Source organism: Cobetia sp. D5 (assembly GCF_035666195.1).
GTDB classification, from domain to species: Bacteria; Pseudomonadota; Gammaproteobacteria; order Pseudomonadales; family Halomonadaceae; genus Cobetia; species Cobetia amphilecti.
In genome coordinates this window covers 1584618-1597877 of record NZ_CP142020.1, presented here as the reverse complement: position 1 = coordinate 1597877, position 13260 = coordinate 1584618, and the positions used below count along the sequence as shown (strand labels likewise).

Sequence of the window (13260 nt, the reverse complement as noted above, 5' to 3'; positions counted from 1 at the left end):
TGGATGGGCGCTCAGTATCGGCAGGCGTGAGGTTGGCAGCACCGATGACAAGGCCGATGACAAGGCCGACGATAGAGACCCTCATACAGGAACGGCCGCCCAGGGGCGGCCGTTCTTCTTCATGCAGTTGTGACTTTCCGCGGTGTGCTCTCAGCGATCACTCTACTGCTCGATCTACACGGAGGTTCAGTAGGCCAGCTTGAGGATATCTTCATACAAGGCTCTCGAAAGCGTGACGCCCTCTTCTTGATGCTTCTGGCGAGCTTTGAAGCGACGCTCGGAGGATAGCCTTGCGCCCTGCTGCTTCACGAGCTCGAACAGCCTTTCAGAGCGCAGCATGTGCTGCTGGGTGCTACCGCCAGTGAGGCGCACGGGATCTATCGCGATGATCAACTCCCCATGATATGGCAGGCTCCCCTTGCCCTGATCGTGTTCGCTGGACTCGATACTCAGCATGTCGCCGATCAGCGGCCCTGCAATCAACTCGATCATGATCGCCAGCGCAGAGCCCTTGTGATCACCGAAGGGCAGCATCGCGCCATGGTCCAGCACTTCTGTCGGGTCCTGTGACGGCTCGCCCGCTCGATCGACACCCCAGCCGAGCGGAATCTTGTCCCCTTGGCGACGATGCAGCTCGATATCGCCACGCGCGATGGCACTGGTGGCGAAGTCGAATACGTACGGGTTACCGTCCTCGCGCGGCCAGCCAAAGGCGAGGGGATTGGTCCCCAGCAGAGGCTGACTGCCACCATACGGGGCCATGTACGACTGGGTCGGATTGCAGGCGATAGCGACCAGCCCTTCACGCGTCAGCCGCTCGATCTCTACCCACAATGCCGTGCCATGCACGCAATGATTGATGGCCAGAATGGCAATGCCATTGGCTCGCGCCTTGTCGAGCAGCTCAGGCACGCCCTGCTGGAAGGCCAGCGACGAGAAGCCCCCCCTGGCATCCACCTTGACGATGGAGGGCGCCGTATCCTCGACGATCGGCACGGCGTCCGGCACCACACCGCCATTGTTCAGTGTCGCGACGAACCCCATCAGGCGATAGAGCCCATGGGAGCGACAACCGTCCATTTCCGCCGCTACCAACGCGTCACTCATGGCATCGACATGTGGCTCACTGAACCCATGGTGGCTCAGCACCTCGTGACATAGCGTCTTGAGCGCTGCCCGATCGAGATTGACGTCCATTCCTGTCTCTTCCTGTGTTGCATCACTCATACGAACTCATTCCTTTCCAATAAGGTGTCCATCATTTCCATGACGGTCCGCTGATGGCATCAGGCAACCACAGCGCCAGTCCCGGGAAGACCAGGATCAGCGCCAACACCACCAGCTGCAGGAAGATGAAGGGCATCACTCCCTTGTACATGTGCTTCAGCGTCACTTCAGGAGGCGTGATGGCACGCAGATAGAAGATGGAGGGCGCCAACGGCGGTGTCAGATAACTCGTCTGCATCACGATCAGGAAGGCCACGCAGAACCAGATCTCATCGAACCCGAGCAGGCCGATGACCGGCATCGCCACGGGGATGACGATCAGGACCACCGAGATCATGTCGAGCACGAAACCGGCCAGGAAGGCGATCAGGAGGATGGCGCCAAGAATCAGCCACGGGCTCAAGCCGGTATCCAGCAGCAACGACTGTACGGTGGCCATCCCGCCGGAGGCGAAGAAGACGCCCGCGAACATGTTGCCGCCCAGCACGATCAGCAGAATCATCGCGGTGATGTTGAGTGTGCGTACCGCCGCGTTCCACAGGATGGACAGCGTGAGATTGCGATACCCCAGTGCCAGCAATACGGAGCCGAGCGCCCCACAGGCCGCCGCTTCCGTCGGCGTGGCGATGCCCATCAGAATCGTGCCCAGCACCACCAGGATCAGACTCATGGTCGGCAGCAGCGCACTCAGGGTAATGGTGAGCAGCTTGCCCCACCCCGGATGCTGCTCATCTTCCTTGAGTCGCGGCGCAAGTGCTGGCTTCAGCGCACAGACCACGACGATATAGAGGAGGAACAGCAGCGCCATCAACAGCCCCGGGATCAGCAGACCACTGAACAGTGATCCGACAGAGACCCCGGCTACAGGCCCGAGAATGACCACGGTAATGGAAGGCGGAATCGCCGTGCCCAATGAGCCACTGGCACAGATGGTGCCGGAGATCAGCGACTTGTCGTAGTGATGCTTGAGCATGACCGGCACGGCCAGCATGCCGATCACCGCCTCGGTGGCCCCGACGACACCACTGGCGGCGGCGAAGATGGTGCCCATGATGACCGCACCGACGCCCAGCCCGCCGGGCATCCGACGTGTCCACAGATGGATGGCCCCGAACAGTCGCTCGGCAATGCCGGAATTCTCGAGCATCGCGCCCATGAAGATGAACAAGGGCACGGCAGCCAGAATGGAATTGGACGCCGTGTCCTCGATCTTGGTCAGCAGTTGATAGGCCGCGGCATCCCCGAACTGGGCAACACCAAAGACGGTAGCGACAACGATCATCGAGAACGCGATCGGGAAACCGAGCACGATCAGAGCGATGAGCGCAGGGAACATGATGAGGGCAATGAAGTCGCTCATGAGGACACCTCCGCGCCATGATCATGGCCCAGCAGTGTGCTCCAGAGCTTCAACATCTCCGCGATCACCTGCAGCGTCAGATAGACGAAGCCCAGCCACCACACGCCGAAGACCGGCCAGATCACCGGATTCCAGGCAGAACGTCCGGAGCGCTCATTGCTGGAGAACGCCTCGAGCGCATAGAGCGACAGCTCCCAGACAAGCCACATCAGTACCGGCAGCAACACCGCATAACAGGCCAGATGAACTCCAGCCCTGAGACGCGGTGCAAAATTCTGGCTCAACACATCCACACTAACGTGCTGGCCGACACGCAGGGCATTTGCCATGCCAAGCATGAAGATGGCGCCCATCACCATGTAGCTGACTTCAAACGCCCATAAGGTGGGCTTTCCCAGCACATAACGACTGAAGACTTCATAGACCAACGCAAGCACCAGCGGCAGTATCAAGACTGCCCCCAGATACCCGGCCCAGCGGGTCTGGCGCTCAATGACAGCGACGATTTTCATGGCAACTCACCAGGATGACGACAAGGAGAGAGCCCGGGCGATACAGGTATCGCCCGGGCCAGAGACATCATTCAAGAGGAATCAGCGTCCCATTTCCCCGATCGGCAAACGGTAGTCCTGCCAGGTCGTCATGCTCTGTTTGAAGGTACGTTGCGACTCAAGCACACGTGCGAACCACTCATTCTCGCCCGCCTTCTCATCTTCCCAGGCACGGGTCTCTTCGTAGATGGCATCGATGAAGGATTGATCCAGCTGCACGATTTCGTTGGGGCCTTCCTCCAGCTCCTTGAAGGCCTTGAGATCGGCAAAGGAGCTATCCAGCCAGGACTCGAACACGCTCAGCTTGCCCGCGAGGCGCAACTGGTTCTGCTGGGCTTCGCTCAGCCCGTCCCAGGCATCGACATTCACTTCACACTCCAGAATGCCGCCCGACTGATGGATGCCGGGCAAGATGACGTACTGCGCGACATTCTGGAAACCCGTCGGCTTGTTGAGCTCAGGACTCCCCCACTCCGCGGCATCGATTACACCGCGATCCAACGCCGTATAGATGTCACTGCCGGCCATCACCACGGTAGAGGCCCCAAGACGTGAGGCGATTTCAGCCCAGGCACCCGAGGTTCTCAGGCGCAGTCCCTGGAAGTCCTCAAGCGTCTGCACCTTCTTGCTCGAGTGCAGGAAAATCTCGGTGCCCAGGGTCGAGCACGGGAAGGCCACGACGCCGAACACCTCGCGACGGAAGGCTTCATAGAGCTCGACACCGCCGCCCTCGTACATCCACAGCATGAATTCTTCCGGTGTCAGGCCGCTGGAGTGCCCGGCCAGCAGCGCTGCCGTCGGGTCAGTTCCGTAGTCATAGTTGATGTAGTTGTGACTGATCTGCGCGACACCGGACTTCACGGTATTGGTGACGCGCAGCGCGCCGCCCAGGGTGCCACCGGGGAATACCTGGATGCTCACGTCGCCATTCGTCAATTCGCTTGCATAGTCCGCGAAGGTCTTGGCATCCCGTTCAAGCCAGGGCCCACCGCCCCACGGGGTCGCCATCTTCCACTCGACGTCCGCCGCCTGAGTCGTGGCAGTCGCCAACAGGCTGGCAGCGATACCCATGCCGAGGAGCTGTTTCTTGAAGTCGTACATTTTTGTTTTCCCAAGATTATTTTAATTAGAGTGCAATGCCATGCGTACCTGCAGGCGAATGCCTGATACAGGCTGAGGCCTGATACACGCCCAGTGGGCGGCCACTGTCGATTGCGCATTCGCCTCCACAATTGCATATACGCAATATTGGGTCAAATGTGGATACCTGCTCGACATTTTGCTCGTGGAAGCCCTAAATGGACGCCATCATGGCGCTTACGCCTCTCTCCTGCCGTGGCATGACTTGATGACTCGCGCCCATGTGCCACACAGGCGCTGAGCAACGGCAAACGGCGACAGACGCCACCCAGCAGACAAACTCGATGGAGCACGCTGACATGACACCCCACCAGGAAACGCCGATCGCGCTGAAGCACCGAGAACGCAAGGCAGGCGCCATTGGTGACAATCTCAAGGCACTACGCAAGGAGAAGGGACTGACCATCGCGGCCGTGGCCAGCGCGTCAGGTATCTCGGCGGCCAGCGTGTCGAGAATCGAGAATGGACGTATCTCGCCGACCTTCGAGGCGATCGTGAATCTCGCTAGGGGCCTGAAGGTGGATGTCAGCGAGCTGTTCTATCACACGGAGGACGCGGCATTTCGGGGTTGGCTCGCGTTGACGCGAGCACAGGAGGGAGACGTCATCGAGACGCCCAACTACCGCTATCGACCGCTCTGCAACAATGTGGCGTCCAAGGAATACATGGTATTGGAAACCACCGTGCTCAATCGCAGTCTCGAGGAGTTCGGCGGCCTGCAAAAACATTCCGGCCAGGAACAGATCATCGTGACCAGCGGCGAGGTGACGGTCTGGACCGAACTCTACGACCCCATCAAGCTCAAGGTCGGTGACAGCCTGGCCTTCGACAGCACCCTCGGACACGCCATCACCTACAACGGTGACACCCCCGCGACCATGACCTGGGTATGCAGTGCCTACGCGTGAGGGGATCGAGCCTCATGTGGACAGCACTTTCCACTGAAGATCGGACATGAAAAAGGGGCCTCATCAGAGGCCCCTTTTTCATCGTCTTGCTTAGCGCAGCCTGTTGGCCACTAATTCAGCGATTGAGAATGATGGCCGTGATCGCGCCACCCGCCACCGCGGCCAGCACATAGCGCCCATCGATGTTCAGCCAACGATGACCGCGCGGCGGTTTGGACAGATGACGATGGTGCCAGTCCTTCACCCAGTAGCGGCTGTCGGAGTAGTAATGACGCGGCAGGTGGTCGCCACGGCGCCACTGGTGATGGCGTCGCGCCTCATGACGGCGGCGTTCATGGTGGCGCTGCTGCTTGTGGTGCTTCTTGTGCTGTTTGCCGTGATGGCCGCGGTCGTGGTGGCCATGCCCACGGTCATGATGCCCATGGCCTCTATCGTGCGGTCCTGCCTGAGCCAGCGGGGCTCCCAGCAGCGTGAATATCATCATCAGAATGGTCAGTGTGCGCGTTCGCATGGCTGGCCTCCTCGCCTTGCCCCGTCGCCAATCAAGCGCCGGGAGTCATGTTGGGGCTTCCTGGTTAGGAAACAGTGTTGCGCAACCTTAGCGAGAACTGGGGGACGCCGCAAGATGTCTCATTTTTCTCGTTCTTTGTCGTTATTTCATGCACTTTCCGTCGCATTGTGCCGAAACCGATGTCGCCACTGACCAACACCCACCTTTATATGTCGCCACCTCTATAGCGCTCTTTATAGTGCTCTCTCGCAGCGACCCGACTTTCGCTGCCCTTTCCGCTGCCCTTTCCGCTGCCCTCTCCGCTGCCCCATTTCCCCTTTCGACTCCCGGGCCTCGATCAGGAGACTGCTGAGGCATGGCAAGAAAGCGACGATGCCGGGTACGCCGATCGCACCACATCGGTGCAAGACCACCCTCAGAGTTGTGAGATATCTGGCCCTGGATCGTTGGCCGTTTTAGCCAGGACACAATGCTTCAGGCGCCGAACGGGGTGTGAGAACGGAAAAATTCATTTTGCTGAATCGTGTCATTGAATCGAGACACCCTCGCGCAAGCCCTGATTTCATGCGGCCTTCAGCGCTTTCCTGACTTCCATAGCCATGATCACTCGAGGTCATAGCCCAAAGTTCAAGCACGCGGGCTTTGCGTTTTGATGACCATTCACCGATCATTTGCACCACACCTGAGTCATTTGATCGATAATAGACGATCTACCCTCGTCATCGCCGACAGGATCGCCAAGGCGGCTGCGTGACATCTCGGGTAGGAGCAGCAAGACAAGCCGTAAAAAAACAGGAGCCAATCATGGCCAGTACTGCGCCAGATTTGGATCGGCAGATCGCCCATATGGACGATGAGCTACTGCCGGTGCCACGTCATAAACTGCACCGGTGGCCACACTTTGCCGGTCTCTATGCCGCCGAGCACGTTGCCGCGACCGAGTTCGTCATCGGTGCCACCTTCGTGGCGCTCGGTGCCGGTATCTGGGATATCCTGCTGGGCCTGCTGATCGGTAATGGCCTCGCAGTGCTCAGCTTCTGGTTGATCACGACGCCAATCGCGATCGAGACCCGTCTGAGCCTCTTCACCTATCTTCACCGTATTGCCGGTGATTCGATGTCACGGCTCTACAATTGGGCCAACGTGGTCATATTCACCGCCATATCGGCGGCCATGATTACCGTTTCCGCCACGGCGGTCAGGCTGCTGTTCGACATCCCGGCCCAGACCCAGGCCTATCCCACCAGCTTCGAGTTCATCCTGCTGGCACTGGCCGTGGCGGCCATTGTGGTGCTGGTCGCGGTCTATGGCTTCAACGCCCTGACCGAATTCGCCAGCATCTGTGCCCCGTGGCTGATGCTGATGTTCACCGTCGGCGGCATGGTTCTGCTGCCGGAACTGGCGGAGTCCGTCACTGGTGAAACCAGCCTGAACAGTTTCTCGAGTTTCATTGATGTCGCCGGCAGTACCGTCTTCACCGGGATCAACTCCCAGGGCGAAGCGGGCATCGGCATCTGGGAAGTCATCGGCTTCTCCTGGGCGGCCAACACCTTCTCCCACTTCGGTCTGATCGACATGGCGCTGCTGCGCTATGCCAAGCGTATGCGCTCCGGCCTTGCGACCAGCACCGGCATGATGTTCGGCCACTATGTCGCCTGGATCTCCGCCGGTCTGATGGGCGCGGCCACCGCAGCCGTCGCCGGTATCAGCATCGATGTGCTGGAACCGGGCGAAGTGGCGTTGCACGCCCTTGGCGCCGCTGGCTTCGTTATCGTGGTCGTCGCAGGCTGGACCACCGCCAACGCCAACCTGTACCGCGCGGGCCTTGCCGCCCAGTCGGCCATGCCGAACCTGTCGCGCAACAAGGCGACGCTGGCCGTGGGTATCTGCGTTGCCGTGCTCAGCTGCTTCCCGTTCGTCTATCGCAGCATGCTGCCGCTGCTGACCTATGCGGGCCTGGTGCTGGTGCCGGTCGGCGGGATCATCTTCGCTGAGCATCACCTGTTCCCGAAACTCGGCTTCAGCCGTTACTGGGCGCGCTACAAGGGCGTGAAGCACAACACGCCGGCACTGGCAACCTGGGCGCTGTCACTGATCTTCGGCTTTGGCCTCGAGACGGTCGACGTGATCCCGTTCTACTACCTGTTCCTGCCGACCTGGTTCGTCTCCATCATCCTCTACACCCTGATGGCCAGATCTGCCGGTGCAGCCGACTCCTACCCGAAAGCCGAAGCGGCCGAGCGGGAATTCCAGGAGCGTGTCGAAGCCCTGCACGCCAAGCAGGCCGAGACCACCAACCACGCACCGGTCAAGGACACTTCGGGTCTGACCAAGGCCATCAAGGCCGTCTGGATGGTGCTGGGCCTGGCGGTGCCGATGGTCCTCGCGCTGCGCGTACTCTTCGGCAGCCCGGACCTGGCCAGCTACGAAGCGAATCGTGAGTTGTTCTATGACGTGACCATCTGGTCGACGATCATCTACTTCATCTTCGCGTACTGGGAGCTGCAGCGCAGCAAGGCGCTGTTCAACAAGCAGTCCCCGAAGCAAGCGGCCACCGCTAGCTGAGTCGGCAGGGGCTAGCCCCCTGCCATGCCAGCGGCGAAGGAAGCCTGAATCACACGGGTGACCTTCGCCGCTGGCCGTTACGACCTACCCTTTCTTTACCCATCTCGACTCGACCGCGACACGCGGCAGGAGACCTCCCATGACCCGTCTCTCCAATGCCAGTCTGACTCAGCTGGACGCCAAGGTAGCCACTCCGAACTATGATCGCACTGCAGTCAGCGCCGGTATCGTCCACTTCGGCGTGGGCGGTTTCCATCGTGCGCACCAGGCCATGTACCTCGACGAGCTGATGAATCAGGGCAAGGCGCTGGACTGGGGCATCGTCGGCGTCGGCGTGATGCCGGGTGATCGCCGCATGCAGGAAGCCCTGGCCTCGCAGGACCACCTCTACACCGTGGTACTCAAGCACCCGGACGGCAACTATGAGCCGCGCGTGGTGGGCTCCATCATCGATTACCGCTTTGCCCCGGATTCTCCGGAGGCCGTCATCGAGCTGATGGCTGACCCGGCGATCCGCATCGTCTCGCTGACCGTCACCGAAGGGGGCTACAACTTCCACCCGGTCACCGGCGAATTCAATCTCGAGAATGCCGACGTCCAGCACGACTTGGCCAACCCGGGGGAAGCCAAGACCAGCTTCGGCCTGATCACCGAAGCCCTGGCCCGTCGTCGCGAGCGTGGCGTCGCCCCGTTCACCGTAATGTCCTGTGACAACATCGAAGGCAACGGCAACGTCGCTCACAAGATGTTCACTGCCTACGCGCGCGCACGTGATGCAGAACTGGCGGCATGGATCGAAGCCGAAGTGCCCTTCCCCAACTCCATGGTCGACCGCATCACGCCGGTGACCACGCCGGCTGACATCGAAGAGCTGTCCTCACGTTTCGGCGTGGAAGACGCCTGGCCGGTGGTCTGCGAGCCCTTCACCCAGTGGGTGCTGGAAGACCACTTCGCCAATGGCCGCCCGGCCTTTGAAGATGCCGGCGTGCAGCCGGTGGAAGATGTCGAGCCCTATGAGCTGATGAAGCTGCGTCTGCTCAACGCCGGTCACCAGGCGCTGTGCTACTTCGGCTACCTGGCCGGCTATCGCTACGCCCATGAAGCCTGCAACGACCCGCTGATCGTCGACTTCCTGCTCGGCTACATGAACGAGGAAGCTCGCCCGACGCTGGCTCAGCTGCCGGGTATCGATCTCGACGCCCATTGCCGCACGCTGATCGAGCGTTTCGCCAACCCAGAAGTCAAGGACACCCTCGCGCGTCTGTGCGCCGAGACCTCCGACCGTATTCCGAAGTTCCTGATCCCGGTGGCACACGCACAGCTCAAGACCGATGGCGAACTGCGTCGTACCGCAGCCGTCGTGGCCAGCTGGGCACGTTATGCCGAAGGCGTGGACGAGCAAGGCGAGACCATCGATGTGGTCGACCCGCTGAAGGACGAGCTGATGGAGCGTGCCAGCCGTCAGCGCGAAGAGCCGACCGCCTTCCTGGACAACCGTGAACTATTCGGTGACCTGGTCGACCAGCCGCGCTTCCGCGATGCCTACCTCAAGGCCCTGAAGAGCCTGCACGACAACGGTGCCCGCGCCACGCTGGAAATGCTGGTGGCAGACGCCAAGTAAGCATGGCGGTGCAGGGGCTCACGACAGCGTGATGCCCCGCCAGCGCCCGCAGAAAGACAAAAGCGAGACAGGCAGCCGCCTGTCTCGCTTTTTTTGTGCCTCATGCCACGCCTTTCCTCACACCAGCGCAACGGTCCACAGTCCCGCCAGCATGATGACGATGCCGATCCACTTGGCGATGGCCGCTCGCTCGCGCAACCAGAGCACCCCGAGCATCACGCCCAGCGGGATCGACAGTTGACGCATTGCAACGACGAGGCTGACCTCCGCCGTCAGCGTCATGGCAACCAGCACCAGCCCATAGGTCGCCATCACCATCACGCCGGTCAGCACCATGCTGCCCCGCTCCCCCCGCCATAGCGCAGGCAGGCGGCGACGCTCTGCCGGCAGCAACATCACCAGCAGCGCGCCCCAGGCGACGGTCATGATGGCCTGCAACACCAGAAAGACAGCGCCCGCCGAGGTGGGCGAGTAACCGACACTCACCATGATATCCAGCGCCTGCTTGTCGATCAGCGAATAGCCGGTGGTGCCGACTGCTGCCAGCAGCGCGAACCCCAGTGCCGGGGTCAGGTAGGTCGAGGGGCGCAGGCCCTGCGGACTGCTCAAGGGCAGCACCAACGCGCCGAGTACGATCAGCCCCATGCCGACCAGATCCAACGCCGTAAGTGCCTGACTGCTCAGCAGACTCAGCGACACCAGCGGCACCAACACCACCGGCAAGGCCCGCGCGATGGGATACAGCACACTGACCTCGCCGCGCGCATAGGCCCAGGCAAGTCCGCCCATGTAGAGCACCTGACAGAGTCCGGTGGCCACCAGCCAGCCCCAGAATTCAGCGGGCAGCACGGCAAACGACGGCCCCAATCCCAGCAGCGGCGCAAAGATCAGCGCACCACTGGCCATGGCCAGCATGAAGAAGGCCAGCGACGGCGCCCGCCCCTTGCCGAGCAGATTCCAGCCCGCATGCAGACAGACCGAGATCAGGATGAGTCCCAGCGCCAGTGGGCTCAAGAGGCACTCACGGCAATCGTGTGGCCTTGAGCTTGAGCTTGAGCTTGAACATGAGATTGGGCCTGAACATGAAATTGGGCTTGAGAGTGAGCTTGCCCGTGCATGGAGACGGGCATGCGGACAGGCATGCGGAAATTACGGGCTTTCAGGGCAACCAGGCGGCAATCGCCAATGAGCATATGTCCTTACCTTTTGCGAGAAGACGCCAGCCTCAAGGCCTTGTGCAAGGACCCGAGGCTGGCGCCTGAAGGGGTGGAGTGAAGTGGTGGGGTGAAATGGTAGATCAAGGTGGGCGAGCGAGGTGACAGGCAGTGCAGCGTCAGGCCCGGCGTCACCGCCCCGCCACCAGGCTGTCAGGGGCGCTCGCCACGCGCCAGACGCGCCTCGATCTCGGCGATCACCTCGGGCAGCTGCGCGATGGTGTCGATCATGAAGTGCGGACCGGACGGCGCGAACTGGGCTTCGATGGCGCTGCGCCTTTCATTGAGCTCTGCCTCTGACAGGGCCATGAACACCGCGTGATCCAGCCCCATGGCGTTGCCGGAGCAGGTCAGCGCGACCGTCCACATGCCGGCGCTGCGACCTTCCAGCAGCCCCGGCGCCGTGTCATCCACCTTCACACAGGCCGCCACGTCAGTGATGCCCAGCGCGATGACATTGGCCAGAGACTGCGCCGGAGAGGGTCGCCCCTTGGGCACCTCATCGGTGGCCACGACATGGTCCACCACCAGCCCATTGCCCTTGCCCCGTGCGACCACCTGCTCGAGCACCTCGCGGGGGTAGCCGGAGCAGGAGCCGATCTTGATGCCCTTGTCGCGCAACCCGTTGATGACCTCGAGCGCGCCGGGAATCAGTGCGGAGTGCGCCCCGATCTTGTCGATCTGCAGCGGCATGAAGCGCTCATAAAGCGCCGTGACATCGGCATCACTGGGGGCGTGGCCACGGGCCGCCTCGAAACGGGCCGCGATCGCAGGGTCATCACACAGGGTGCGAATGTGTTCCCATTTGCCCATGCCCATCGGGCCGCGCGCCTCTTCCAGACTGATGGCCACGCCGATTTCCGCGAAGGCCTCGACGAAGATCTGGGTCGGCGCGAAGGAGCCGAAATCCACCAGGGTGCCGGCCCAATCGAAGATGGCAGCCTGCAGACGATCCGGGGTGTGATATTGCATGACAGTTCTCCAGTCAGTTGAGTGCGACAGCGTCAGCGCACGGGCGGGCATCGTCGACACCCAGGGTGGCCAGCGCGTCATCCACGGCGGCCAGAAGTTGATCCATCACGCGGACATCCAGCTGGCCGATGCTGCCGATGCGGAAGCTCTCCACGTCGGTGAGCTTGCCCGGGTAGATGATGAAGCCACGCGCCTTGAGCTCGGCGTAGAAACGTGAAAAGTCGAAGTCCGGGTGTGCCGGGCTCAGGAAGGTGGTGATGATCGGCGACAGCCAGGCATCGTCGAGCAGGGTCGTGAAGCCGCGCTGACGCATGCCTGCCACCAGTCGCTGCATGTTGGCGTGATAACGGGCGTGGCGGCCCGCGACGCCGCCCTCCTCGGCGTGTTCCTTCAGCGCCTGGTGAAACGCCGCCACCACGTGAGTCGGCGGGGTATAACGCCATTGCCCAGTGCGCTTGAGGTACTGCCATTGATCGTGCAGGTCCAGCGACAATGAGTGGCTACGCCCCTGTGCCGCCTGAAGCGCATCGCGCCGGGCGATCACGAAGCCGAACCCCGGCACCCCTTCGAAGCATTTGTTGGCCGAGGAGATCAGCGCCAGAAACGGGGTACGTTGCGCATCGATCTCCAGCGCCCCGAAGCCACTCATCGAATCGAGGATCAGCTCACGACCGTGTGCTGCCACCACCTCGGCGATATCCGCCACCGGATTGAGCATCCCGGAGCTTGTCTCGCAGTGAATCATGGCGACATGGCCGATCTCGGGCCTTGCCGCGAGTCTGTCGGCCACGGCCTTGACACACGCCGCCTCGGCGTCGCCCCACGCCAGCACGTCGCAGTCACGCCCCATGCGGGTCAGCAGACTGACCAGCCGCTTGCCATAGGCGCCATTGACCAGCACCAGCGTCGTACTCTTCGGCTCGATCAGACTGCCCAGCGCCGCCTCGACCGCGAAGGTACCGCTGCCCTGCATCGGCACGCACTCATGGTGCTCACTGGCATTGGCACAGCGGAGCAACTGCTGGCAGATCTCGGCGGTCTTGGTGTTGAAGTCCTGATCCCAGGAGCCCCAGTCCTTCATCATGGCGGCCTTGACGCTCTCACTGGTGGTCAAGGGACCGGGAGTCAGCAGGTACGGATGTTGAATACTCATTGGTATATACCAGTTAATTTGCACAAAAAAAAGACGGC

11 protein-coding genes are annotated in these 13260 nt (G+C 61.5%); 3 read left to right on the top strand and 8 right to left on the bottom strand.

Going from position 1 to position 13260, the window contains the following annotated elements; all coding sequences use genetic code 11:
• Positions 1–186 precede the first annotated feature (186 nt).
• The 4 genes from U0O11_RS06725 to U0O11_RS06710 all read right to left on the bottom strand — a co-directional run bounded on the left by U0O11_RS06725 (position 187) and on the right by U0O11_RS06710 (position 4239).
• Positions 187–1227: an Ldh family oxidoreductase gene (locus U0O11_RS06725; RefSeq protein WP_324692287.1), complete on the bottom strand. Its 1041-nt coding sequence runs from the start codon at positions 1225–1227 to the stop codon at positions 187–189.
• 31 nt (positions 1228–1258) lie between these two features.
• Positions 1259–2587, bottom strand: a complete 1329-nt coding sequence (locus U0O11_RS06720) for a TRAP transporter large permease (RefSeq protein ID WP_240548741.1) — start codon at positions 2585–2587, stop codon at positions 1259–1261.
• Positions 2584–3099, bottom strand: coding sequence for a TRAP transporter small permease subunit (locus U0O11_RS06715; RefSeq protein ID WP_043334025.1), 516 nt, complete (start codon positions 3097–3099; stop codon positions 2584–2586). The genes U0O11_RS06720 and U0O11_RS06715 overlap by 4 nt, the downstream gene beginning before the upstream one ends.
• Positions 3100–3180: 81 nt before the next feature.
• Positions 3181–4239 carry a C4-dicarboxylate ABC transporter substrate-binding protein gene (locus tag U0O11_RS06710; protein WP_043334026.1) on the bottom strand — a complete coding sequence of 353 codons (1059 nt, stop codon included), beginning with the start codon at positions 4237–4239 and terminating at the stop codon, positions 3181–3183.
• Between the two features lie 338 nt (positions 4240–4577).
• Here U0O11_RS06710 and U0O11_RS06705 point away from each other — a divergent pair, with 338 nt between their 5' ends.
• On the top strand, positions 4578–5186 hold the full coding sequence (locus U0O11_RS06705) for a helix-turn-helix domain-containing protein (RefSeq protein ID WP_052384620.1): 609 nt from the start codon (positions 4578–4580) through the stop codon (positions 5184–5186).
• A gap of 115 nt (positions 5187–5301) precedes the next feature.
• On the opposite strand, the gene U0O11_RS06700 is transcribed toward U0O11_RS06705, so the two are convergent.
• Entirely contained in the window at positions 5302–5697 is a 396-nt protein-coding gene (locus tag U0O11_RS06700) for an RcnB family protein (protein ID WP_043334027.1), read from the bottom strand.
• A gap of 804 nt (positions 5698–6501) precedes the next feature.
• On the opposite strand from U0O11_RS06700, the gene U0O11_RS06695 reads away from it, so the two are divergent.
• The gene (locus U0O11_RS06695; RefSeq protein ID WP_153635513.1) at positions 6502–8262 is read left to right on the top strand and encodes a purine-cytosine permease family protein; all 1761 of its coding nucleotides are present in this window, start codon (positions 6502–6504) and stop codon (positions 8260–8262) included.
• Between the two features lie 139 nt (positions 8263–8401).
• Positions 8402–9883 (top strand): mannitol dehydrogenase family protein, encoded by a 1482-nt coding sequence (locus U0O11_RS06690; protein WP_043334029.1) that lies wholly within the window; start codon positions 8402–8404, stop codon positions 9881–9883.
• Between the two features lie 117 nt (positions 9884–10000).
• Here U0O11_RS06690 and U0O11_RS06685 read toward each other — a convergent pair whose 3' ends face one another.
• The 3 genes from U0O11_RS06685 to U0O11_RS06675 all read right to left on the bottom strand — a co-directional run bounded on the left by U0O11_RS06685 (position 10001) and on the right by U0O11_RS06675 (position 13222).
• Positions 10001–10897 (bottom strand): drug/metabolite transporter, encoded by an 897-nt coding sequence (locus tag U0O11_RS06685; protein WP_043334030.1) that lies wholly within the window; start codon positions 10895–10897, stop codon positions 10001–10003.
• Between the two features lie 353 nt (positions 10898–11250).
• The gene (gene phnX / locus U0O11_RS06680) at positions 11251–12069 is read right to left on the bottom strand and encodes a phosphonoacetaldehyde hydrolase (protein ID WP_324692282.1); all 819 of its coding nucleotides are present in this window, start codon (positions 12067–12069) and stop codon (positions 11251–11253) included.
• A 13-nt stretch (positions 12070–12082) separates the two neighbouring features.
• Positions 12083–13222 (bottom strand): 2-aminoethylphosphonate--pyruvate transaminase, encoded by a 1140-nt coding sequence (locus tag U0O11_RS06675; RefSeq protein WP_324692280.1) that lies wholly within the window; start codon positions 13220–13222, stop codon positions 12083–12085.
• Positions 13223–13260 lie beyond the last annotated feature (38 nt).

Coding starts and splice junctions, on each gene's coding strand:
- U0O11_RS06725 (WP_324692287.1), bottom strand. CDS start 1,227: ATGAGTGATGCAACACAGGAAGAGACAGGAATGGACGTCAATCTCGAT.
- U0O11_RS06720 (WP_240548741.1), bottom strand. CDS start 2,587: ATGAGCGACTTCATTGCCCTCATCATGTTCCCTGCGCTCATCGCTCTG.
- U0O11_RS06715 (WP_043334025.1), bottom strand. CDS start 3,099: ATGAAAATCGTCGCTGTCATTGAGCGCCAGACCCGCTGGGCCGGGTAT.
- U0O11_RS06710 (WP_043334026.1), bottom strand. CDS start 4,239: ATGTACGACTTCAAGAAACAGCTCCTCGGCATGGGTATCGCTGCCAGC.
- U0O11_RS06705 (WP_052384620.1), top strand. CDS start 4,578: ATGACACCCCACCAGGAAACGCCGATCGCGCTGAAGCACCGAGAACGC.
- U0O11_RS06700 (WP_043334027.1), bottom strand. CDS start 5,697: ATGCGAACGCGCACACTGACCATTCTGATGATGATATTCACGCTGCTG.
- U0O11_RS06695 (WP_153635513.1), top strand. CDS start 6,502: ATGGCCAGTACTGCGCCAGATTTGGATCGGCAGATCGCCCATATGGAC.
- U0O11_RS06690 (WP_043334029.1), top strand. CDS start 8,402: ATGACCCGTCTCTCCAATGCCAGTCTGACTCAGCTGGACGCCAAGGTA.
- phnX (WP_324692282.1), bottom strand. CDS start 12,069: ATGCAATATCACACCCCGGATCGTCTGCAGGCTGCCATCTTCGATTGG.
- U0O11_RS06675 (WP_324692280.1), bottom strand. CDS start 13,222: ATGAGTATTCAACATCCGTACCTGCTGACTCCCGGTCCCTTGACCACC.